The 23,131-nt window shown below is 53.1% G+C and carries 22 protein-coding genes and 1 tRNA gene; 9 read left to right on the forward strand and 14 right to left on the reverse strand.

Annotated elements, in window-relative coordinates; all coding sequences use genetic code 11:
- Positions 1–25 precede the first annotated feature (25 nt).
- On the forward strand, positions 26–790 hold the full coding sequence (locus tag P9H32_RS11365; RefSeq protein ID WP_322609014.1) for a DUF481 domain-containing protein: 765 nt from the start codon (positions 26–28) through the stop codon (positions 788–790).
- A 105-nt stretch (positions 791–895) separates the two neighbouring features.
- Positions 896–1,357, forward strand: coding sequence for a WbuC family cupin fold metalloprotein (locus P9H32_RS11370; protein WP_322609015.1), 462 nt, complete (start codon positions 896–898; stop codon positions 1,355–1,357).
- Here the strand turns inward: P9H32_RS11370 and hisA are convergent.
- The gene (gene hisA / locus P9H32_RS11375; RefSeq protein ID WP_322609016.1) at positions 1,327–2,076 is read right to left on the reverse strand and encodes a phosphoribosylformimino-5-aminoimidazole carboxamide ribotide isomerase; all 750 of its coding nucleotides are present in this window, start codon (positions 2,074–2,076) and stop codon (positions 1,327–1,329) included. The two genes, P9H32_RS11370 and hisA, sit on opposite strands and share 31 nt — an antisense overlap.
- A 168-nt stretch (positions 2,077–2,244) precedes the next feature.
- Here hisA and metG point away from each other — a divergent pair, with 168 nt between their 5' ends.
- The 6 genes from metG (at position 2,245) to P9H32_RS11405 (ending at position 11,573) form a co-directional block, all read left to right on the forward strand.
- Positions 2,245–4,218 carry a methionine--tRNA ligase gene (gene metG, locus P9H32_RS11380; protein WP_322609017.1) on the forward strand — a complete coding sequence of 658 codons (1,974 nt, stop codon included), beginning with the start codon at positions 2,245–2,247 and terminating at the stop codon, positions 4,216–4,218.
- Between the two features lie 189 nt (positions 4,219–4,407).
- On the forward strand, positions 4,408–5,226 hold the full coding sequence (locus P9H32_RS11385) for a TorF family putative porin (RefSeq protein ID WP_322609018.1): 819 nt from the start codon (positions 4,408–4,410) through the stop codon (positions 5,224–5,226).
- Positions 5,227–5,346: 120 nt separating this feature from the next.
- The gene (locus P9H32_RS11390; protein WP_322609019.1) at positions 5,347–5,826 is read left to right on the forward strand and encodes an Lrp/AsnC family transcriptional regulator; all 480 of its coding nucleotides are present in this window, start codon (positions 5,347–5,349) and stop codon (positions 5,824–5,826) included.
- Positions 5,801–6,976, forward strand: a complete 1,176-nt coding sequence (locus tag P9H32_RS11395) for an aminotransferase class I/II-fold pyridoxal phosphate-dependent enzyme (RefSeq protein WP_322609020.1) — start codon at positions 5,801–5,803, stop codon at positions 6,974–6,976. The genes P9H32_RS11390 and P9H32_RS11395 overlap by 26 nt, the downstream gene beginning before the upstream one ends.
- 16 nt (positions 6,977–6,992) lie before the next feature.
- Positions 6,993–10,073, forward strand: a complete 3,081-nt coding sequence (locus tag P9H32_RS11400; RefSeq protein WP_322609021.1) for a PD-(D/E)XK nuclease family protein — start codon at positions 6,993–6,995, stop codon at positions 10,071–10,073.
- 93 nt (positions 10,074–10,166) lie between these two features.
- Positions 10,167–11,573: an MBL fold metallo-hydrolase gene (locus P9H32_RS11405; RefSeq protein ID WP_322609022.1), complete on the forward strand. Its 1,407-nt coding sequence runs from the start codon at positions 10,167–10,169 to the stop codon at positions 11,571–11,573.
- Between the two features lie 96 nt (positions 11,574–11,669).
- Here the strand turns inward: P9H32_RS11405 and hcp are convergent, their stop codons facing one another.
- Positions 11,670–13,259: a hydroxylamine reductase gene (gene hcp, locus P9H32_RS11410; RefSeq protein ID WP_348534484.1), complete on the reverse strand. Its 1,590-nt coding sequence runs from the start codon at positions 13,257–13,259 to the stop codon at positions 11,670–11,672.
- A gap of 165 nt (positions 13,260–13,424) precedes the next feature.
- Here hcp and P9H32_RS11415 point away from each other — a divergent pair.
- Positions 13,425–13,500: transfer RNA gene (locus tag P9H32_RS11415), tRNA-Phe, on the forward strand.
- 52 nt (positions 13,501–13,552) lie between these two features.
- On the opposite strand, the gene P9H32_RS11420 is transcribed toward P9H32_RS11415, so the two are convergent.
- From P9H32_RS11420 to P9H32_RS11475, 12 genes are read right to left on the reverse strand one after another with little or no spacing between them, the layout of a single operon-like run.
- Positions 13,553–13,768: an RNA-binding S4 domain-containing protein gene (locus tag P9H32_RS11420; protein ID WP_322609024.1), complete on the reverse strand. Its 216-nt coding sequence runs from the start codon at positions 13,766–13,768 to the stop codon at positions 13,553–13,555.
- 2 nt (positions 13,769–13,770) lie between these two features.
- Positions 13,771–14,031, reverse strand: a complete 261-nt coding sequence (locus P9H32_RS11425; RefSeq protein ID WP_322609025.1) for a hypothetical protein — start codon at positions 14,029–14,031, stop codon at positions 13,771–13,773.
- 12 nt (positions 14,032–14,043) lie between these two features.
- Complete coding sequence (locus P9H32_RS11430) at positions 14,044–14,262, reverse strand: hypothetical protein (RefSeq protein ID WP_322609026.1); 219 nt, start codon at positions 14,260–14,262, stop codon at positions 14,044–14,046.
- A gap of 37 nt (positions 14,263–14,299) precedes the next feature.
- Positions 14,300–15,031 (reverse strand): SH3 domain-containing protein, encoded by a 732-nt coding sequence (locus P9H32_RS11435; protein ID WP_322609027.1) that lies wholly within the window; start codon positions 15,029–15,031, stop codon positions 14,300–14,302.
- Entirely contained in the window at positions 15,028–16,794 is a 1,767-nt protein-coding gene (locus P9H32_RS11440; protein ID WP_322609028.1) for a BatD family protein, read from the reverse strand. The genes P9H32_RS11435 and P9H32_RS11440 overlap by 4 nt, the downstream gene beginning before the upstream one ends.
- An 11-nt stretch (positions 16,795–16,805) precedes the next feature.
- Positions 16,806–17,369 (reverse strand): hypothetical protein, encoded by a 564-nt coding sequence (locus P9H32_RS11445; RefSeq protein ID WP_322609029.1) that lies wholly within the window; start codon positions 17,367–17,369, stop codon positions 16,806–16,808.
- Positions 17,366–18,271, reverse strand: coding sequence for a tetratricopeptide repeat protein (locus tag P9H32_RS11450; RefSeq protein WP_322609030.1), 906 nt, complete (start codon positions 18,269–18,271; stop codon positions 17,366–17,368). The genes P9H32_RS11445 and P9H32_RS11450 overlap by 4 nt, the downstream gene beginning before the upstream one ends.
- A complete protein-coding gene (locus tag P9H32_RS11455) occupies positions 18,268–19,269 on the reverse strand; it encodes a VWA domain-containing protein (protein ID WP_322609031.1) in 1,002 nt (333 codons plus the stop codon). Before P9H32_RS11455 ends, P9H32_RS11450 begins: the two co-directional genes overlap by 4 nt.
- Positions 19,269–20,231 carry a VWA domain-containing protein gene (locus tag P9H32_RS11460; protein ID WP_322609032.1) on the reverse strand — a complete coding sequence of 321 codons (963 nt, stop codon included), beginning with the start codon at positions 20,229–20,231 and terminating at the stop codon, positions 19,269–19,271. Before P9H32_RS11460 ends, P9H32_RS11455 begins: the two co-directional genes overlap by 1 nt.
- Positions 20,231–21,202 (reverse strand): hypothetical protein, encoded by a 972-nt coding sequence (locus P9H32_RS11465; protein WP_322609033.1) that lies wholly within the window; start codon positions 21,200–21,202, stop codon positions 20,231–20,233. The genes P9H32_RS11460 and P9H32_RS11465 overlap by 1 nt, the downstream gene beginning before the upstream one ends.
- Positions 21,203–21,211: 9 nt before the next feature.
- Complete coding sequence (locus P9H32_RS11470) at positions 21,212–22,102, reverse strand: DUF58 domain-containing protein (RefSeq protein WP_322609034.1); 891 nt, start codon at positions 22,100–22,102, stop codon at positions 21,212–21,214.
- 28 nt (positions 22,103–22,130) lie between these two features.
- Positions 22,131–23,117 (reverse strand): AAA family ATPase, encoded by a 987-nt coding sequence (locus P9H32_RS11475; RefSeq protein ID WP_322609035.1) that lies wholly within the window; start codon positions 23,115–23,117, stop codon positions 22,131–22,133.
- Positions 23,118–23,131 lie beyond the last annotated feature (14 nt).

Consider the following 23,131-nt stretch of genomic DNA (forward strand, 5'->3'; position numbering starts at 1 on the left):
CCACACGTTAAGGAGAGGTGTAATTATGAAGTCTATTCAGGGAGTTGTTCTTGCTACACTGATTGCGGCGCCGATGGCTGGTTTCGCGCAGGATGAAGCGGTAGTCGAAGGCGAATCCGCCGTACAATGGGAACGGAACGTGTCGCTGGGGGCCACCTATCGCGAAGGGAATACGAAGAAATCGCTGTTTACCATGAACCTTAAAGGGGATCGCTTCAGCGAAGATTTCGACCTCATCAATTCGCTCTATGCGGAATACGGCAAGACCGGAACACCGGGCACGCCCAAAGCACAGACCGAAGGTCAGGTCCGCGGCCAGTCCGAATACCGGCATAAATTCGGCGACTCCAAATTCTTCGCCGGCGCGTATTTGGTCGGTCTGCACGATGCCATTAAAAACATCCGCTTCCGGGGCAAGCTGGGTCCGTCCATCGGTTATTACTTCATCGATACCGATGAAATGAAGCTGGATGCAACCTTCGGCCTCAATTACGTCTACGAGCGTACAAGAACCAGCGAAGATACCTCCGGAGAATACCGTGCGGCACTGAACTACCTGTGGAAGATGACGGAACGGTCTTCTTACTACCTGAACCTGGAATACAACGCCAATATGGAAGAGGTGGATACCGACAACAACGGTCTGCTGGTTACCGGCCTGCGCAGTCAGGTCTACGAAACGCTCTCCATGTTTATTGAAGTGCGCGATGAGTATGACAACCTTCCGGATGCCGGTGTTGCGGAACACAACGACACCACGGTCCTTGCCGGTCTGTCCTACGACTTCTAAACCTTCCGGGGTTCGGATAACAGAGCCGCTTTCGGGCGGCTTTTTTTATTTCCTATGTTCAAAAAATCAAACCTTCAAACAGCGTTGCGTTCACCCGGAGAACCGGTGTTCGGGATTTCATCCGGCCTGATTCGGCAGGTGCTGGACGGTTCACGCAGCAGTGCGCGGAAGCGGATGATTCTGCCGTTGCATAAAGGGGACGCGGCTTTGCTGCAAAGGATGCTTAATGCCGTGCAGCCCGGCACCTACATCCGTCCGCACCGTCACACTGCCGACCGCGCCGAAAGCATTATCGTGCTGCAGGGGGCGATTCAGTTTCTGAGGTTTGATGACTGCGGCGAAATTGTCCAATCCCTGGAAGTTCGCGCCGGTTCTTCGGTGTTCGGCGTCGATATTGAGGGCGGCATCTGGCACAGCTTTCTGGCCGTGGAACCCGACACTGTGCTGTTCGAAGTGAAACCCGGTCCCTACGATCCCGAAACCGACAAGGAATTCGCCCGCTGGGCGCCGAGCGAGTTTTCAGCTGAGGCGGAAGCTTATTTGCAGAACTTGACGACTTCGTCATAGGACATTTCGCCGCCGAAGATGTCGAGAGCGGAGCCGATGGTGACGTCGATGCGGCCCTGTCCCGCTATGTTCAGTTTTTCGAGATCCTGGAAGTTCCGTACGCCGCCGGCATAGGTGCAGGGAATGGGGCAGTGATCGGACAGCAGTTTGACCAGCTCTTCATCCATGCCCTGCTGTTTGCCTTCGACATCCACTCCGTGGATCAGGAATTCTGCGCATTGTCTGCCCAGGGTTTTCAGGGAGTGTTCATTGACGATGAAGTCGGTGAAGGTCTGCCAGCGGTCGGTGACCACATAGTAATTCCCATCTTTTTTTCGGCAGCTCAGATCAATCACCAGTTTGTCGGAGCCGACGGCATCGATCAGCTGGTCGAGCCGTCCTGGATCAAGCTGCCCATTCTGAAACAGGTAGGAGGTGACAATGACGTGTGAAGCTCCGTCGTTGATCCAGAGTTCGGCATTGTCAACGGCAATACCGCCGCCGATCTGCAGGCCGCCGGGCCACGCGGCCAGCGCTTCTTTGGCCGCATCGACATTGCCTTTGCCCAGCTTGATTACGTGGCCGCCGGCGAGTCCGTCCTTTTTGTAAAGTTCGGCATACCACGCCGGCGGTTTTTCGGAGACAAAATTGGTTTCCGGTTCCGCGTTATCGGTCAGCGAGCCGCCGACGATCTGTTTCACTTTACCGTTATGCAGGTCTATGCAGGGTCTGAATTTCATGGGTTCACCTTGTCAGGTCTGGGATTGAAAGACCACGAAATACACTAAATACACGAACCCCATGCAAAGGTTTTCTTTTTGAGGATAGGGTGTATTTCGTAGTTCAGATGCTAATTCAGCGCTTGTATCTCCCGTGGTTCTGCCTATCATCGCCGATCCGTTTTTAAATTGAAGAAGAGAAGTGCTATGAGCGAAAAACCGAGCAAATATTACGTAACCACGCCGATTTATTATGTGAACGACAAGCCGCATATCGGCCATTCCTATACGACCATTCTGGCCGACGTGCTGGCGAGCTATCATCGCCTGCTGGATGTTCCGACCTGGTTTCTGACCGGCACGGATGAGCACGGACAGAAGGTGCAGCAGGCGGCCGATGCCAATGGAATCACTCCGCAGGAGCAGTGCGACCAAACCGTCGTCCGCTTTCAGGAGCTTTGGAAGCGCCTCGAAATTCAGAACGACGATTTTATCCGGACAACGGAAGAGCGCCATAAAAAGGTCGTGCAGGAAACGCTGCAGGAACTCTTTGATCGGGACGAAATTTACAAGGCGGAATACGAGGGCTGGTATTGTGTCGGTTGCGAGCGCTTTTTTACGGAAAAGGATCTCGTGGACGGAAACTGCCCGGAATGCGGCCGTCCGGTGGATAAGATTATTGAATCCAACTATTTCTTCCGTATGAGCAAATATCAGGATTGGCTCATCGACTACATTGAATCCAACCCCGGTTTCATTCAGCCCTCTTTCCGCGCCAATGAAACCCTTGGGTTCCTCAAAAACAAGGAACTGCAGGATCTTTGTATTTCGCGGCCGAAATCGCGTCTGGCCTGGGGAATTGAGCTTCCGTTTGATGCGGAGTTTGTGACCTATGTCTGGTTCGACGCGCTGATCAACTATATCTCGGCGGTCGGTTATAAATCCGATGAAGAGCAGTTTGAAAAGTGGTGGCCGTGTTCCTGTCAGCTTATCGGAAAAGACATTCTCACCACACACACGGTTTACTGGCCGACGATGCTTAAAGCCATGGGCGTCGAAATGCCGCAGTCCATCTTTGCCCACGGCTGGTGGCTTACGGGTCGCACCAAAATGAGCAAATCGCTGGGCAATGTCGTGAATCCGATGGATATGATCGATAAATACGGCGTCGATGCGTTCCGGTATTTTCTGATTGCTGAAATGACGCTCGGGCAGGATGCATCGTTCACGGAAGAGGCGTTTGTAAAACGCTATAATTCCGATCTGGCCAACGACCTCGGCAACGTGACCAATCGTGTGCTGAATATGACCTCGCGTTATTGCGAAGGTAAAATTCCGGCAATTTCCAAGGACGGTCTCGATACGGTATTGGAGGATGCACTCTGGGCAGAAACGACTGCGGTTGCGGAACAGATGGGCGGAATGATCGGCGATATGAAACTGGACGCCTCCGTGGCCGCAGTAATGGGCGTGGTTCGTAAAATCAATGTTTACCTGCAGGAACGCGCGCCGTGGAGTCTGGCCAAGGAAGCGGGGAATGAAGCGCAGATTGGCTATTGTCTCTATACTGCGGCGGAATGCCTTCGGGTCTGTGCGGCGCTGCTCTATCCGGTGATGCCGGAGAAGATGGCGGCCCTGCGAACTGCACTGGGGATGAGCGATGCAAAACCGCAGCTGGACAAACTGATCATATTTGGCGTCTTGGAACCCGGAACTGAAATTTCGCAGCCCGGGGCTCTTTTCCCGCGGATTGAACTGCCGAAGAAGGATGAGAAACCGGCCGAGAAACCGAAAAAACAGAAGCAGCAGCCGAAGAAAAAAGATGAACCGGCCAAAGACGGCCTGATTACGTTTGATCAGGTGATGGCGGTAAATCTGAAAACGGCGGTGGTGCTCGAAGCCGAGAAGATTGACGGGGCGGATAAACTCCTGAAGCTGCAGGTGGATCTCGGTTCGGAAAAACGCCAGCTCGTGGCAGGGATCGCCCTGCATTATAAACCGGAAGAGCTGATAGGGAAAACCATCGTGGTGGTGGCCAACCTGAAGCCGGCGAAACTGCGCGGGGTGAAGTCGGAAGGCATGTTGCTGGCAGCATCGGTCGGTGAGACGCTGAGGCTGGTGACGGTCGACGGTGAAATTGGTCCCGGTGCTTCGGTGAAATAAGCTTTTCCAATCTCTGGAAAAACCTTTGCTGGCGGGCTGAATTTCGCTTTCTGATGGGCAATAATTTTAAGCCGAAAATGGGTTGCAACACCCAAGGGCAACTGCAATCTTAGGCGGTGTTTTCGCAAAATATCGCGATGGGCGTGGTATGGATGTTTGACGTGCGGATGAACTGGAGGTTTATTTCCAATGAAGAAATTGATGATAGTTGGTATGGCGGCGGTATTTGCTGCTGGTGTTGCAAACGCTCAAAACGATGTCGTAATGGTGGGGCAGGTGCCTTCCAATGATCGTAGTGAAGCGCAAGTAACCGCAGAGATGGCTCTGTTGTCCGCTTATGTTTGGCGCGGTACTGTTCAGGATCAGGACATGGTCTTTCAGCCTCAGTTGTCCGTCAGCCAGTATGGCGTCAGTTTCAATGTCTGGGCGAACTATGATTTCAGCGGAAATTACAACGGAGTTGAAAATGATATTTCAGAAGTTGACCTCTCTCTGGCGTATACTCTTCCGCTTAATCTGAATGATGTCTCGTTCGACATCGGGGTGATCAACTATCAGTTCCCGGCGAATAGCAAGGGAGGGTATGCGCAGGGTAAATCAACGACTGAACTCTTTGCGTCGGCCCACTTGCTGACGTTACAGGATTACGTCATTCCTTCCGTGACGTTCTTCGGTGACGTTAAAGAAGTTGATGGCACGTACATCCTGTTTGATGTGGTGGCTCCTTATCAGATCAGTGATTACCTTGCCGTTGAAGGCGGGGTGTCCACCGGTTGGGGCAACGGTCGTTATAACACCGCATATTTCGGTGTCGGCGGGGGCAATAAAGGATTTATTGACTACAATATTTACGGCACCGTCTCCTACGAGATTCTTGATGGCGTGACGGCCAGCTTCAACCTGACCTACACCGGCCTCTATGGCGGAACCATTAAAGAGGGCGCGAAAGCGATGTACGAAGCCGGCGAAAAATTCTGGGGCGGCTTCAATATTGCCTACGATTTTTAATCGGTAAGGCAAGCCCGTTGCAAACGTCCCGATTTCCGGGGCGTTTTTTTTGGTTTGGTCGTTTTGAAGCAAAGCGATACCATCCACAGGATTTTCAACCTAAACCAAGAGGTGCAAGCCATGAATGAACTGCTGAACCTGCTGAAACAGAATGCGCTCGAGTCGCCCGAAAATCTGGCCAAAATGCTGGGAGTTTCGGTGGATGAGGTCAAAAAACAAATTGCCGATTTTGAAAAGGAAGGGGTAATTCGGGCGTATCAGGCGGTGGTGAACGAAGAGAAACTCGATGCTTCGCTGGTTACGACGGTGATTGAGGTCAAAGTGACACCAGAGAGTGAAGGCGGGTTTGACCGTATTGCCGACCGGATCAGTAAATTTCCGGAAGTGGATTCCTGCTTCCTGATGTCCGGCGGTTTTGACCTGCTGCTTTTTATTAAGGGCCGGTCCATGCAGGATTCTTTCCGGTTTGTCAGCGACAAACTTTCCACCATGCCGGGTGTAACCTCAACCGCAACCCATTTCATGATGAAGGCGTATAAACAGAACGGTATTGTAATGAATACAGGAGATGATGATGAGCGACTCAAAGTCTCTCCATAGTAAAATATCGAAAGTCGTTCATGAAATTCCAAGGTCCGGAATTCGCGACTTTTTCGATATTGTGAGTTCCCGCGAAGATGTGATTTCGCTGGGTATCGGCGAGCCGGATTTTGTTACACCCTGGCACATTCGGGAGGCTGCCACACTGGCGCTGGAACGCGGGCAGACCAGTTATACCTCCAATATGGGGTTGCTTTCTCTGCGGCGCGGAATTTCCCAGTATGTAGAGAAAAAGACCGGAATTCGTTATGTGCCGGAAGAGGAAGTGCTGGTTACTGTCGGGGTTTCTGAAGGGCTGGACCTGGCGGTTCGGGCATTGGTGGAGCCGGGCGACGAAGTGCTTTATCATGAACCGAGCTATGTTTCCTATAATCCGCTGATCCAGTTCGCCTACGGCAAGCCGGTCGCCATTCAGACCCGAAAAGAAAACGGCTTCCGCCTGACCCGTCAGGATCTGGAGCAAAATGTTTCTGAAAAAACCAAGGTTCTGCTGCTCAATTATCCGAACAACCCGACCGGAGTAGCCCTTTCAAAAGCGGATGTGGAAGATATCGCCGCCTTTGCCATTGAACACGATTTGATTGTGCTGACCGACGAGATTTACGATGAGCTCACCTACGATAAAGAGCATTACAGCGTTATCTCGGTTCCGGGGATGCGCGAACGTACGATTTATCTGCACGGATTTTCCAAGGCCTGGGCCATGACCGGTTTCCGTATGGGCTTCACCTGTGCGCCGCCGGAACTGACCGAGGCGATGATGAAGATTCATCAGTACACCATGCTCTGTGCTCCGATTCTCAGTCAGGAGGCTTCGGTGGAGGCGTTAAGGAGTTCGGATGCCGACATTGCCTACATGAAGGCGGAATACAAAAAGCGCCGGAACTATATCCACTCCTCTTTTGAGGAGATGGGGATTCCGTGTATCTATCCCGACGGCGCATTTTATGCCTTTGCCGATATTTCCAAATTCGGCATGACGTCACAGGAGTTTGCTCTTCATCTACTCGATGAACAGAATGTGGCCTGCGTGCCCGGTACTGCTTTCGGAGCGTGTGGCGAAGGCTTTATCCGTTGCTCTTATGCAACGTCGCTCGAAGAAATTAAAGAGGCCATGGTCCGCATCGCCCGCTTCATCGAAAAACTCTAAGTCATTCTGCTGGATTATGCCGCAATGCGTTCATGACCTGATTGTTTTCCCAACGGAGTTGGCGCTGCGGCGTTTTCAACAGCAGGAAGCGTTGAAAAATGATTTTGTAGATGCTTCCGGGCATACGACATTTTCCAGACTTCGGAAAATCTGTTTGCCCTATGCCGCGATAAAAGGCACGCCGCTGGATGCTGTGCAGCAGCTGCTTCTTCGGCGGCAGGTGGTTGACGTGGCTGCCGGGCATTTTTCCGGCCAGGGGGCGCTGGGAGAACTTTCGGCCAATGCCCTGAGCGAGGTGCTGGAAAAGCTCATCACAGAGCTGGCCTCGCTTCCGGCCGATGTGCCGGAAATCATTAACTGGCTGCTGGAGCAGCGCAAAGGATCCAAGCGTTACCAGCTGGGAATGCTGGCAAGTGTCTGGCGGGCGACGTTGCAGCAGGAGGGCTTTGCTGATGCGATCAGCGTGAATCTGGCCGTTCTGAAACTGCTGCGGGGCAATCGCAGTAAATGGCCGCCGATTCTGCGGGACTGCCGGAAGCTGACCTTCAGCTCGGTGCGCTGGTTTAATCCCTTTGAGGAACAGTGCGTTTCGGTTCTGAATCAGAAATTGAAAATTTCGGTGGAATCGGCATTGCCACATGCTCATGCCGAAGCGGCTGCCGACCGGCTCGGACAGAAAATCCACGCGGAGATTATGGCCGAACCCTGGGCGATGTGGACGGAGGATCTCGGCGATGCACTGGCGGTTAACAGCCCGGAAATTCTGAGCCTGACCGATACCGCCCGTATCAGCTTTTCGCGTTCGGCAGGCCGGTATGGCGAAGCGGAAGACCTCGCGCGGCGGATTTCCTGGAATCTTCAGGTTCTCGAAATTCCGGCAAACCGCATTGCACTGGTGGTTCCGAATATTGGACAGGTGCAGGATATTATTCCCAATGTATTCCGGCGCTTTAACATTCCTTATTTTTTCCGGCGAGGTCGGCCTGTGCTCTCTTCAGCGGTGGTGAAATCCTTCATGGCCTGGCTGGCTTTTCCGCTGCGGCCGGAACGCGATGCCATGCTGGATCTGGTGCGGAATCCGGCTCTTAAATTCGGGGATCGCGAAGGTGAAGTGGAGCGGCTGCTTCAACAGCCGCCTAGACTGAAGGCGGTGCCGGGCCGGTTGTCCGGTTTCCAGGCCCAGGAACGGTTAGCGGAAAAGGTGATTGAGCCGGAGGATCATTTCAACCGCGAAGCATTGGCGCGACTGAAAGAGGTTCTTGAACATATCGGCAGTCAGGAGCTTCCGCTCGCCGAGCTGGTGGATGTGCTGGAGAACCTGCTTGAAAACGAAACCGTCAAACCGCGTGACAGCCATGAGCGGGGGGTCTGGATTATTAATCCTCACGATGCAGCCGGGCTTGATTTTGATGTGGTGCTTTTTGCGGGATTGAATGAAGGGGAATTTCCGGCGGTTCCGCAGCAGGATGCGCTGTTGAATGATCAGGAGCGTTTCCGGCTTCGAACCCATTTGGAAGAACAGGGGCACAGTCTGCCTAAAATGGCTTTGCCGAAAGCCGATGTTTTGTTTGAGCAGCAGTCGGTGCTCTTTTTGACGACGTTGGGTATGGCGCGTGAGCAGCTGGTATTTTCTTATCAGGCGGTTGATCAGGAAGGAAATGAAAAGAGCGAAGGGGAGTATTTCCGCAAGCTCTGGAATTTGGCGGGGTGGCCGGCGCAGGCTGAAATTCAACTGAGCCCTTACGATCTGTGGCGCGCTGAAAGGCTGGATGAGGATAACTTTGTTTCCAATCATTGGAAATCGCAGCAGTCGGCGGCTCCGGAAGATCGTCTGCCGATGCCCGGAGAATCGTTTTTGCCGATAATTCCTCTGCCGCTGTGCCGGGCGGAGGATGAGGCCTTGCAGTCGGCTGTTCACCTCGGACAGCAGGATGTCGGCAAGACGATAAACGTACCGCCAGCTTCCTGTCGGCTGGAGCACCTTGTAAAGGTACTGCAGATTGAATCAGAACGGGAAGCCTATCTGGAAACTCCGATCGCTGAACGCGAACCTTCAACATATTGCGGGCATATTGATGTGCTGAAAAACCGGGTGAATCAGTGGCTGGAGGAAAAGCAGGAATTGAGTCCGACTGCGTTGGAGGCTCTGGCGCACAATCGCTATGTTTTTCTTCTGGAACGTGTATTCGGCATTTATGATCCGCGTGTGGCGGACGATACGCCTGATCCGATGGAGCGGGGGGGACTGATTCATTCCATTTTATGTGAAATTTATTCGGCGATTGCCGAAGGAAAATCGGGCATCGAAACGCCGGCTCTTTTTGCGGTTAAAAGTTCCAGGGGGTGGAAACTCCGAAAAGAGGGCGGTGTGGATGCCCTTCCGCTGGCGGTGTTTGATCCAAATCTTGGAGCGGATTACGAAGCCTTTGCCCGCAGAATTGCAAACCGCATGATGGATCAGGAGGAGCTGGGGCATCCGGGCGTCTGGGCTGCGGAGCGGCGGAAGATGCTCGCAATGGTGTTGAATTTTGTGCGGTACGATGTGGAAACCTGCGCTGCGGAAAACCGGTATCCGGTTCTGTTTGAGCAGCAATTCGGAAAATCGACGGCTGTGGACTTGGGCTGCACGAAGGTGAACGGGGTTATTGACCGGATCGATCTTGTTTTTGAGGAAACCGGTGAGCTGCGAAAGGTGCGGGTGCTCGATTATAAGGGGTCATCTAAAGCGCGTCCGAAAAAGGACGTGTATGTGGAGGAAATTATCCGCAATCTCGACTGTCAGCTTCCGGTGTATGCTTTTGCCGCACAGCAGCATTTTTTCGGGGAAATCAATACGGCGGAAACCAATGCCCGAACGGAAGCCGGCTATCTGATCTATGAACGCGATTTTACAAAGCTTGGAAAACAACTGCAGAAAAGCCTGATTCCGATGGATGAGGCGGACATGCTTTCCGGATTTTTCCAGACTCTGGAACGCAATATCGCAAAGCTGAAAGCCGGCGATTTTGCTGTCGACCCCCTGATTGCCGCGTATACTGACCATACGTCCGTTTGCCGCACCGAGGCGGTAGACTGGAGTGATATAGAGAACGTCTGATTTAAGAAGGGTGATTTCCAATTTAGGGAACTCTGACGGTGAGGACGGTTCCGGAAATCAGCAATCGGAAATCAGAATAACCAGGAGCAGGGGATGCAGATTAAACTCAACTTTTTCGGCGCGGCAAAAAATGTAACGGGATCCTGCTACTATCTTGAAGCCAATGGGAAGCGGTTCCTGATTGATTGCGGATTGTATCAGGAACGTGATCTCAAACCGCGCAACTGGGCCGATTTTCCGGTGCCGGCGAATACGATTGATGCCGTGCTGCTGACGCATGCGCATCTCGACCACTGCGGCCGCATTCCGAAACTGGTGAAAGAGGGATTTGACGGAACGGTTTATGCGACTTCAGCCACGGCCGAAATTGCCAATATTATCATGCAGGATTCGGCGCATATTCAGGAAGAGGACATCAAGCATAAGAAGCGCCGGCATGAAAAACAGGGTAAAAAGAGTCCGTTTCCGTATGAGCCGCTCTACACGATGGAGGATGCGCAGAAAGCCGGCTCTCTGTTCAGCAAGGTGAAATATGCGCAGCCTCTGACCATTGGCGAAGGCATTACCGCCGAGTTCCGCGAAGCGGGGCACGTCTTCGGATCTTCATCGATCCGTATTTCGATTACCCAGGGCAGTGAAACCCGGACCATTCTGTTTTCCGGTGATGTCGGCCGCTGGGATTTGCCGATTATGCGTGATCCGCATCAGTATGAATCGGCGGACTATGTGCTGGTTGAATCCACCTACGGGGATCGGGTGCATGGAGAAGTGAAGGATATTCCCGGTGAACTGGAGCGCATAATTAATGAAACTGTCGAGGCTGGCGGAAATATCATTATCCCGAGTTTTGCGCTCGAGCGGACGCAGGAACTGCTCTACCACCTCAACAGCCTTGTGAATGAAAAACGCATTCCGCTGATGCCGGTTTTTGTCGACAGCCCGATGGCGATTAAAATTACGGATGTGTTCAAGAAACATCCGGACCTGTTCGATGAAGAAACCCTGGAGCAGCTGCGGGCAGGCGATAAACCCTGCGATTTTCCGAGGCTGAAAATGACGCGATCTGTGGATGATTCGAAGGCCATTGCACACGTAAAAGAATCCGCCATTATTATCGCCGGCTCCGGCATGTGCACCGGCGGGCGGGTGAAACACCATTTGAAAAGCAATCTTGGGCGACCGGAAAGTACGATTCTGTTTGTCGGCTATCAGTCGCACGGTACCTTGGGTCGTATCATTCTGGACGGGGCGGAAACGGTTCGCTTGTTCGGGGAGCAGTATGAGGTCAACGCACGGGTGGCCAAAATTTCGGGTTTTTCCGCCCATGCCGACCAGAATGAGCTCCTCCAGTGGCTCTCCTCCATCAGGCAACCTCCGAAAAAAATCTTTATCACCCACGGGGAAGAAAAACAGGCTTCGGCATTCGCCGAATTCCTCGCCGTGAAAAACGGATGGAACTGCATGGTGCCGGAGTATGAGCAGGAAGTGATACTGGACTAAGCGCTGCTGTGAACCGCGCTTCCGCGATGAGATAAAAAAAGGGCGCTCCTTGCGGAGCGCCCCTGACTTTCCCTGGGTTATTCCCGTTGACCCCTGTTATGCACCGAGACACTCTTTCATGTCATCTTCCACGGTGGTTACCGGTGCAATATTGAAGTTGTCAATGAGCACCTGCAGTACGGTCGGGGTGATGAAGGCCGGCAGGGTGGGGCCGACCTTGATGTCTTTGATGCCGAGGTGCAGCAGGGTCAGCAACACGCAGATGGCTTTCTGCTCGTACCACGACAGAATCATGGAGAGCGGAAGGTCATTCACGCCGCATTCAAAGGCTTCCGCGAGGGCGATGGCCACCTGGATGGCGGAGTAGCTGTCGTTGCACTGGCCCATATCGAGCAGGCGCGGAATACCGCCGATGTCACCGAAGTCGAGTTTGTTGAAGCGGAACTTGCCGCAGGCCAGTGTCAGGATTGCGCAGTCATCCGGCACGGCTTCGGCAAAGTCGGTGTAGTAGTTGCGGCCCGGCTTGGCGCCGTCGCATCCGCCGATCAGGAAGAAGTGCTTGAGGGCACCGCTTTTGACCGCATCAATCACCTGCGGGGCTACACCGAGTACGGCATTGTGGCCAAAGCCGGTGAGAATGGTTTTTTCTTCTTCCGTTTCTGCAAAACCTTCTGCGGCCAGAGCGGCTTCAATGACCGGCGTGAAGTCTTTCTCTTCACCGATGTGTTCCACACCGGGCCATTGGACGAGGCCGGTGGTGAAGATGCGGGCTTTATAGTTTTCCTTCGGCTTCTGGATGCAGTTGGTCGTCATCAGAATGGCACCGGGAAACGCTTCGAATTCAGAGCGCTGATCCTGCCAGGCCCCGCCGTAGTTACCGACGAGATGCGGATATTTTTTCAGTTCCGGATAGCCGTGGCACGGGAGCATTTCGCCGTGCGTGTAGATGTTGATGCCTTTTCCTTCGGTCTGCTTGAGCAGAATTTCGAGGTCTTTCAAATCATGGCCGGAGACGAGAATCGCTTTACCTTTCACCGGGGTGATCCGGACCGGGGTCGGTACCGGATGGCCGTAGGTTCCGGTGTTGGCGGCGTCGAGCAGACCCATTACGGTCAGGTTGACCTCGCCGACTTTGAGGGTAAGCGCAACGAGTTCGTCGACCGTTGGTGCCGGATTCAGCAGGAAGGCCATGGCTTCGTGGAAAAAGGCGTAAACGGAATCGTCTTCCTTTCCGAGCACAAAGGCATGATCGGCATAGGCGGCGGTGCCCTTCAGACCATAAAGGATCAGTTCCTGCAGGCCGGTGATATCTTCTCCGAGAGAGGTCATGCGGGATTCAATGCCGACTTTTTCACCCTGCGAAATCAGGCCGTCGAGAGTGTCCGGAAGTTCCCATTCGCCCCCGAGTTCTTTAAGCAAGGCTACGCCGCGGGAAATGATGCCTGCGATGTCTTTGGGATCAAAGTTTACATTGGTTACGGTGGTGAAGAGGCCCTCTGTCACAAACAGGTCTGCCTCGCGGGTGGCTTCTCCGGCCAGGCGTTTGGCGTGGGCTTTTTCAGAAATCTTTTTGCAGATCTGCATCAGCAGGTCCTGCAGAGCCGCGGTGTCCGGATCTTTTCCGCAAACGCCGAATGCGGTGCAGCCTGTGGCCTGGCTGGTTTGTTCACATTGGTAACAGAACATGCTCATCTATATCTCCTTGGTTAGTGGCTCGTTCATTCATTAAATGATGCGGCCATTATTTCCTAACCCCGGAAACTTTCCTTGATGTACGTCAAGAAGCGGAAAATTCTGCAAAACCGTTGACGGAGCGGGGGGGATACGTATACTTCGCTTTCTTGTTTTTAAGGCGAGATAGCTCAGTCGGTAGAGCAGCGGATTGAAAATCCGCGTGTCCCCAGTTCGATTCTGGGTCTCGCCACCACCTTCAACCTTCGGCTCAAATCTGATCCGGAGGTTTTTTTGTGGCAGAATCGTCAGACCGTTCCGTCGATGACTTCGATTACGCTGCCTTCGAACGCAACGGTTTGGCCGGCGCGTATTTTACAGCGTTTTCGGGTTTCAAGTTCGCCGTCAACCGTGACCATACCCTGTGCAACGACTTCCTTGCCTTCGCCGCCGGACATGACCATGTTGGCCGCTTTGAGGAGTTTACACAGTTCGATGTAGTCGTCTTTAAGCGTGAATACCACGGTTATTCTCCAAGGGCTTTGGCGCGCAGTTTTCTGACCAGTTCAAGGCGGTGGTACGGCAGGCGTCTGCGATGGTAAAGTACATCAACTTTTTCAACAATATGATCCCAGTCTTCCGGTGTAGGCGGGGTGTCGTAGTCCCAGAACTCTTCGTCGGAACGTTTGGTCTGCCATTTCATCAGGGTTTTCCCGGGGAAGGTGATGCGGACTTTGCGCTTTACCCGATTCTCGAGTTTTTCCGTCCATTCAATATCGGCTTTCACAGATTTCTTTCTTTATTTCGGATAGAACCAGCGACTTGCGGTTCCGGCAATCAGGCAGACGCCGGCGATCACCGTTCCAATGAGCGGGAAAATCATTCGCTGTTGCCGGATCGTTACATCGATTTCGGCTTGTGTTCCGAGGAAGAAATACAGACTCCACGAAATTGCGAGGGAAATTATGGCCACCCACCAGAGGAGGGCTTTGGGTTGGAATGGGTTTCTAGGTTTCATAGGCAGAGCCGCATTAACTACTTTGAATGCTGTGATATCAAGGAGAAACCATCTGAATATAGTCCTGTTTCAACCAGCCGCGTTTGCCGTCATATTCCACTTCAATCCAGCCTTTTCCATGCGTATTTCGCTGCTTGACCAACGCGGCCATGGGAAGCTTGAAATGGGCGGTTGAGCCTTCCACGGGGCTGAAGAGTGCCGTGGCTTCTTTATCGGTGACCACCCATTCCGGGTTTTTCTGAATATTTTTCCAATACCGCCAGCCCAGAAAAGATAGAGCGAGAACAAACAGGGGAAGAAGCAGGAATTTCAGTGTTTGTCTCCGTGACCGCTTGATGAAAAGTATGGTCAGCAGGCCGGCGCAGAGCAGCAGATAGCCCCCCGTTCCGGTCATGATCCACTCCTGCAGGGAAAGAGAGGCAAAAAGCCGTTCGATGAACGACGGGACCGTTTCAGCGGCACCGGCGGCATTCAGCGCAAAGCGTAGATTGGCCTGAATGTCGGGATCGCGAGGCAGATCATAATAAGCTTTCCGATAGTGCCGCACGGCGGCGGGAAGCTCGCTGTTTTTAAAGCAGGCGTTACCGAGGTTATAATGCACTTCCGGATTGCTGATACCGTCGGCGATCATTTTTTCATAAAGCATGGCTGCTTCGCCGTAGCGCCCGTCATCGTAAGCCGCCTGCGCCCGGTTGAACAGTTCGTCCTGAGCAGAAGCTGCCGTAGAAATCAATAGAACGGCAACGAGGGTGTTCAAAAATCGATTCATAGCTTCACCCTTTCGCATTGTTTGAGCAGAGCTGTAAGGTCGCGCAGCAGCTGTTTCATCTCCTCTTTGGAGGATTCTTCCGGCTGAACGCCGTAACGTCGCTGTTCGATGGCGCTGAAAACAGATTCAACCGACTGCCGTTGCTGATCAAATGCTGTGGAAACCCGCTGTGCCGAGATTTCCCCGGGCGGCAGATTCAGCCGATGGCCGAAATAATCGGTCAGGGCATTCCACAAGGCTTCATAAAATACGGGACCGTTGCTTTTTCGCAGTGCCTGTTCAGCACGCTGTATCTGTTTTCGGGCTGCGCCGGGGGCTTGTTGGCGGCGTGCCCGCGCCACATTACCGTTCAGCCGGCTGCGGCGCGCACGGATCAGCCCCCCCAGCAGGAGGATAGCCAGGGGCAGGGCACTGAGGATCCGGAACGCTGTGGTGTTGAACCAGAGCTGGTCGGATGTCCGTTTCCAGTGTTTCGGCCTCGACTTGAGATAAATGATATCGCGTCCGAGCACCTGGGTTTCCTGCTGCGCCAGATGGGGGGTGGTGGCGATGACCTGAGCCGTCTGCTGCGGTGCCGGTTCAACGGTGACCGGGAACGGACCTTTGGTGATGGTACGGAAATCCGTTGTGGTGGTGTTGAAATAGGAAAACTCTATTTCCGGGACTTCAGTCACCGCATCCGACTTGGGAATCAGCACCTGTTCAAAACGGACTTCATTCGCGGATTCAGCGGGAACACTGCGTACTTCATAGAGTTTATAGTCGAGGCTTTCCGGAATTTTAGGAGGCGTAATCTGGGTCAGGTTTCCCCTGCCGCGAATCCGCATTTTCACGGTAATGGGCTCGCCGGCTTTTACCTCTTTGGGGCCGACTTCCACATTAAAATCAAACAGGCCGACGCCGCCGGTAAAACTGTCCGGTCTTCCAATCATTGGAACCGGTTTTACTTCCACATCCAGTTTGTTGCAGTCGAGAATGAAGCGTCGTGTTTCCTGACGGCCAAAGAGGTCCCCGAAAAAAGGATCGCCCTGATATGAGCGTCGGTTCTGCCGCGGAATAACGACATTCAACTGGACTTGCGGCTGGAACGTGAAGGTACCGGCGGTGAGCGTTTTTACCCGTGCCTTAACGGTGTATACATTAAAAATCTGTCCGTTTTTCTGTTCGCGTCCGCGGTTGATAACTTCCCATTCAATTTCCCCGTCCAGGCCCTGATCGGGGGTTCCGCCAACGATATTGAACCCGCCGACGGTCTGCACACCGTCTTTGATATAAACCTTCAGGGTCAGGCCGAAAGGTTCATTCACATGTGGAGCTTCGCGGTCAGCCGTAATCTCTGAAAACATGATCTCGGCGACTTCCTGAGCTTTTTTGTCATCTTCCGGTTTAACGACTTCCAGGTTTGCGGAAAGTTTTTTTTCACCGCCCTTGAACTGGACGGTAACAGGGCCGATCGTGAAATTACCGGTTTTTGACGGAGTGACCAGATAGGAATGGGTCACGCTTGTAGTGGTCTTGAAATTGATCATTTCCATGCGCCGCGAAGGACCCTGATACTGAATGTTGAGGCCCTCCACTTCCGGAATATCGATGGCTGTTCCATCGGTGTTTGTATATTCCACTTTAAGAATGGCCCGATCGAGCAGGCTGATCCGCTTCGGTTCAATGGTCATTCTGACGTCGGCGGCAAAACCCGAAAATGCCATCAGAAAGATTCCGATGATTGGAACGAGGAATTTCAGATGTTGAATATCACGTTTCAAGTTTTCAGCTCCTACCAATCCTTATCCACTTTCACCGGAGCACCCATCACCGGCTGCAGCATCAGCCGTTTGGTTTCTTCATCCTGTTTCATGGCATCCATCAGCCGTTCGGCTTCATCCGGGCTCATTTCCTCCGCACGGGGAGGCTCCTGCTGCGCCGGCTGATTCTGCTCCTGAGGTTGTTCGGGTTCCGGGGGGGACTGCTGATCCTGATTTTGATCCTGCTGATCCTGGTTTTGCTGATCCTGATTCTGCTGGTCGTTGTTCTGTTCCTGCTGATCCTGGTTTTGCTGGTCCTGGTCCTGGTTTTGGTCCTGTTGATCCTGATTCTGCTGATCTTGATTTTGTTGCTGCTGGTCGAGCAGCTCTTTGAGTCGCAATAATTTTCCATTGTCCGGAAATTGAGCGAGACCGGTGTGCACCAGATTGCTTGCGCCGGCAGCATCGCCATGGATATACATACTGGCCGCCGGGTGGAAGTAGGTGTTGTCGATATCCGTTTCCGGTATTTCCGCCTCCTGAGCGAATGCCGAAACCGCGAGGGTAAATATGGCTATGGTTATCCGTTTCTTCATTTTGCCATGTTAGTTGTCGGGAACAGGTCCTGAATGATTTTCAGCACTTCCTGATTTTTCTGAATGGTTTCATCATACTTTTTCTTTAGATCAGGTTTGATATCAAAAGCATATTTTCGTTCATCGGTCTCGGTTGTCAACCGCTGCGCGGCCAGCATGTACTGGTAATCCGAGATATATTTCAGCGCAAGATCCAGATCAATTTCCGCAGCTTCCACCGCCAGTGCGAGCATTTCGAGCCGATCGTTCACCTTCGGCAGATACTGCTGCGCTTCCGGATGATTCGGGTCCACATTTTCCAGAATATGTTCAAACTGCTTTTTCGCCAGCTGATAGTTTTGCTGAGCATCTTTCGCTTTGAACTGCGGTAAAAGTTCCTCTGCCTGATCAAAATACCAGCGACCGAGATTATATTCGAGGTTGGTGCGCAGTGTCTGCGCCCGCTCAAAATTCTGCTTGGCCTCCAGATTCTCCGGCTGGAGCAGAACGGCTTTTTCGAACATATCCATGGCCTGAAACGCCAACTCGATCGCGAGACTGATTTCTTCGGTTTTTGTGAGGGCCGTCGTGCGGGCCAGCAGGGCATCACCTCGGTTGAAATAGGCCTTGAACTGCAGTTCGAGATCGGATGACCGGAGGGCTTCGTTGAATGAATCCGCTGCGGTTTCGAAATCGCCCGCCCGATACTGTGCATTGCCAAGGTTGTAGTTTCCAATGTCCGGAAACTCCAATACCGTTTTTTTCAGGTGGGCAACTGCGTTGGTATAGTCGCCCGCTTTATACGCCTTAAGGCCCTTGCGCATCGAAGAGCGGGGGGTATCTTCGGCCTGTGCAGCGATCAGCATCCACGGAATAACACTGATTAACACTGTTTTCAAAATGCTGTGTTTGGCCGAGTTCATTCGTGGCGTCTCCATTTAATCGGTCTGATCAGAGATTCCAGGATTAAAATCAAGAGTGCAGCTCCCGCAAACCACTGGAAGCGTTCAGTCCATATTTTCGACATTCGGGTTTCCCGGTCTTCGCGCTGCAGCTGGGCGATACCCTGCTGGTAAACACGTTCGAGTCCGAAATCGCCCGGTGCAGAGCGGACATAGAATCCTCCGGTTTCAAAGGCGAGGCGTTCCAGCAGCTTTTCATCGAGCGAACTTTTTACCACATTGCCTTTGGAATCTTTCACAAATCCTTCCGAAGTCTGGATTAAATCGCCTTCCTTTGTGCCGACGCCGATGGCAAAAACGTGAATGCCTTCTTCCTTGAGCCGCGGCAGCAAGGCCAGGGGATCCCCGGTTGTACTCTCTCCATCGGAGATCAGAATAATCACTTTGTCGGATTGGGTTTCCTCTGATTTTTTAAAACTCTCGACAGACGTTTCCAGGGCCTGGAAAAGGTCGGTTCCGCCAATCGGAACAATGCCGGCATAAATGTCGTCAAGCATCATGAGGAATGCGGCGTAGTCGATGGTGGCCGGGCACTGCAGAAAGGCATCGCCGGAAAAGGCCACGATGCCGATGCGGTCCCCGCTCAGTTCCTTCACCAAATCGCGAACGCCCCACTTCGCCTGCTGGAGGCGGTTGGGTTTGATGTCCTGCGCCAACATACTTTTCGAGGTGTCGAGGGCAACAATAATGCTTAGACCATGTTGTTTGACCTCTTCCCATTTAAAGCCCCACTGCGGGCGGGCGAGGGCGGCAATCAGAAAGGCAAAAGCGAGTACGCGAAGAAAGTTTTTCGTCCGTTGCCGGCCCGGGGAAAGCAGCGGTATCATCGTCGGCCACAGTCCGTCATCGGCCATCTTCTTCAACAGGTGGATGCGACGACGCAGCATCAGGCCGGTAATCAGCAGGAGAGGAAGCAGGGCAATCAGCCCAAGCAGGATATCCGGATTATGCCATTTCATCAGGGCAACCTCCCGATTTTACTGAGCCCCAGCAGTTGCTCCAGCGCCAGAAAGGCGATTCCGGCAACCAGCCAGCCGAATGACTTTTCTTCGAAACGGGTGAAGCGTTCCACCTCAATTTCGGTTTTTTCCAATTGGTCGATTTCCTCATAAACCGCTTCAAGCGTTTCGAGATCTTTGGCGCGATAGAATTTAGCCCCGGTGGTTTTTGAAATTTTCTTCAACGTATCTTCATCCACTTCCTGACGCTGCATAAAGAACCCGGTCCGTGCTCCGCCGGCTCCGATGGTGTAGATTTTGATGCCGAGCGCTTCGGCCGCACTGGCGGCATTTTCGGGGGACAGCGTTCCTGCATTATTGGCTCCGTCGGTCAGCAGAATAATGACCTTGCTCTTGGCCTCGCTGTCGCGCAGGCGGTTCACGGCCGAGGCAATGCCGTCGCCGATAGCGGTACGGTTGCCGTCGAGCATTTTGGTGTTCAGCCCCTCCATGCGCTCTACCAGCCAGCCGTGGTCGAGGGTGAGCGGGGCAACGGCGTAGGGCAGGGTGGCAAAGGCCACCATCCCGATCCGGTCGTTCGGGCGGTTCTCCAAAAAGCGGGTAATCACTTCCTGCGACGCTTCCAGACGGCTCATGCGCTGCCCGAATTTCTGGAAATCGCTTGTATCCATCGATCCGGAAAGGTCGAGCAGCAGAATAATGTCGACGGCTTCCGTTCGCACCCGGCTGTCTTCCAGCCCGCGCTGGGGACGGGCCAAAGCAACGATTATGCAGATGAGGCCGAGAGTGTAAAACAGCGGAATGACAGGTTGCAGACGAACGCGCCAGCTTTTGGGCAGTCCCTTCAGTACTGCGCCGCTGCTGAACTGCATCGATCGTTTCCGTACCATGTACAGCCGCAGCCACAGCAGCAGAGGAATCAGCAACAGGAGCAACAGGAAATATGGATAGGCGAGGCGCATCAGCTTTGAGCCTCCATTTTGGTTTCTTCGACAAACTGCTGCGTGGTGGCGAAGGCGGATTCCATTGTAGAGCGGTCGGGGTGCCCTTTGGCAAATTTAACCATGTCGGCCTGGGTCATAAAATCGCGAAGAATACTTTGCTGGTCCATATTCAGTTCCGGTGACCGGCTCAAATTTTCCACGATTTCCTCGGTGGTTTCGTCGGTGGCATTCAGCCGGAAGCGTCCGTCGAGATAGGTCCGCAGAATCAGGGAGAGTTCGGTATAGAACGGGTTGCACTCGCCCTTTTCGAGAAGGCCTTTGTTTTTCAGGGTTTCCAATGCCTGGAAGGCGATAATATGCGGCGGAACCGGCGGTGCTGAAGGAATCAGCGTTTCGCGGTTTTTCCAGAGTTTGGACGTCAGGAGGCCGATCAGGAAAGCCAGCAGTACAGAACCGGGGATGATCCAGACCCAGGCCGGAATTCGACCGGGCAGTTTGTGAACCGGCTGTAGGTCGGCGATCTCGGAGGAGGCATCATCCGGAAGCGATGAGCTTACGGTCAGATTAATATCAGGAAAATTGGTCGAAAACAGGTCTTCACCCACCGCACAGGAAATCGTGCCGGTGGAAACCACATGTTCGCCGAGACGGAATGAAGTGATGGAATAACGGGTTTCGGATTGGGTCAGGCCATCCTCACGTGGAATGTCATTCCAGTCTCTGGAAAGCAACACGACGTCTTTCTCCCTTCCAATCTCAGGAAGCACTAAAGTGCCGTTGGTTGGGTAATACGCCGTTACGGTCAGCTGGACTGGATCACCGATCAGAATGTCTTCACGATCAACTGAATATTCCACCGTCAGCCGATCCTGCGGCACAGCCTTCTGCTCAACCTCCTTACATCCGGCGAGGGCAAGCAATACGAGCCACGGAATAACACGGGTTAATGTGGATTTAAAAAACGCTGATCTATATGTATCGGTCTTCATCCGTGGCGTTTATCTCCGTTGGGCCCGCTGGCGGAAGAATTTGATAAATTCCTTTTCGTAGGGTTCTCCAGCGAAAAGGCGGATGGTGTCGATGCCGGCTTTGCGGTGCAGTTCGTCAATGGCCTCGGAGCGGGCCGTCTGGTCGGTCAGCAGTTTTTGCCGAACCTTACGGCTTGAGGTGTCAACCAATACGGTTTCGCCGGTTTCCGCGTCGTGCCAGTTGATCAATCCGATGTCCGGCCAGGCGATTTCCCGTTTATCGCCAATGACGACGCTGATGAGATCGTTGCGGCGCGCGGAAATTTTCAACAGCTGTTCATAGTGGTCGTTGAACATAAAGTCCGAGATAAGGAAGGTCACATTTTTACGGGTACTGATATGGTTGAGATAATCCAGTGCGGGGGCGGCGTTGGTACCTTTTCCCTGCGGTTTATGGGAAAGCATTTCGCGAACAAGCCGGAGGACGTGCCGGGTGCCTTTTTTCGGGGGGATATATTTTTCCACCTCTTCTGAAAAAAGAATCAGACCGATGCGGTCATTATTGCGGATGGCTGAAAAGGCCAGTACTGCGGCCACTTCGGCCGCGAGATCACGTTTCATCTGATTGCCGCTGCCGAAAAGATGGGAGGCCGACACATCGACCACCAGCATGACGGTCATCTCGCGCTCTTCCACAAATTTCTTAATGTGCGGGGCACCGGTGCGGGCCGTGACATTCCAGTCGATGGTACGGATGTCATCGCCGGGCACATATTCGCGCACTTCATCAAACTCCATGCCGCGTCCTTTAAACGTGGAATGGTACTGCCCGGCAAATACATCGTTTACCGCGTGTTTGGTCGTGATCTGGATCCGCCGAACTTTCTTCAGCAGTTCTTTATGGTCAATTGCGTCGTTCATGGTGGTATGGGCGACATGCATGTCGCCCTTACGGGACAGGGATTTCGCTGAGGATCTCTTTAATGAGATCTTCACTGGAAAGTTCTTCGGCTTCGGCTTCGTAGGAGACGATAACGCGGTGGCGAAGGACATCCGGGGCAATGGATTTAACGTCTTGCGGGGTGACGTAACCGCGGCCCTGCATGAAGGCGTGTGCGCGGGCGCCCATGGTCAGATTGATCGTGGCGCGCGGAGAAGCCCCGTACTGCAGATAGTCTTTAATATCGAGGTTGTACTTTTCCGGTTCGCGGGTGGCGAAGACGATGCTGAGGATATAATCTTTGATTTTATCGTCGATGTAGATTTCATCCACAATTTCGCGCGCCTTCAGTATCTCATCGGGATGCAGTACCGGGTTGATGGCGATTTCGGTATTGGAATGGGCCATGCGGTCGAGAATCCGGCGTTCTTCTTCGATGGTGGGATAGCCGACCTTCAGTTTAAGCATAAAACGGTCAACCTGCGCTTCGGGCAGGGGATAAGTACCTTCCTGCTCAATCGGGTTTTCCGTGGCCATCACGAGGAAAGGTTTGGGCAGCTGAAAGGTTTCATCGCCGATTGTTACCTGTTTTTCCTGCATGGCTTCGAGCAGGGCACTCTGCACTTTGGCCGGAGCGCGGTTGATTTCGTCGGCCAGAATAACATTGGCGAAAACGGGGCCCTTCTTGATGATGAATTCGCCGTCTTTCTGGTTGTAGATCAGCGTTCCAATGAGGTCGGCGGGAAGGAGGTCGGGGGTAAACTGGATGCGCTGGAAGGCCGTGTCGAGGGCCTGGGCGAGGGTGTTGATGGTCAGCGTCTTGGCCAATCCGGGAACCCCTTCGAGTAAAACGTGGCCATTGGCCAGCATGCTGATGATGAGCCGGTCAATCAGATATTCCTGACCGACAATCACTTTGCCGATTTCTGATTTTAACGTGGGTACAAATGCGCTTGCTTCGCGGACTTTCTGATTAATGACTTCAATTCCAGCCATGTTCTAAGCTCCCT

It is taken from the genome of Pontiella agarivorans (genome assembly GCF_034531395.1).
GTDB classification, from domain to species: Bacteria; Verrucomicrobiota; Kiritimatiellia; order Kiritimatiellales; family Pontiellaceae; genus Pontiella; species Pontiella agarivorans.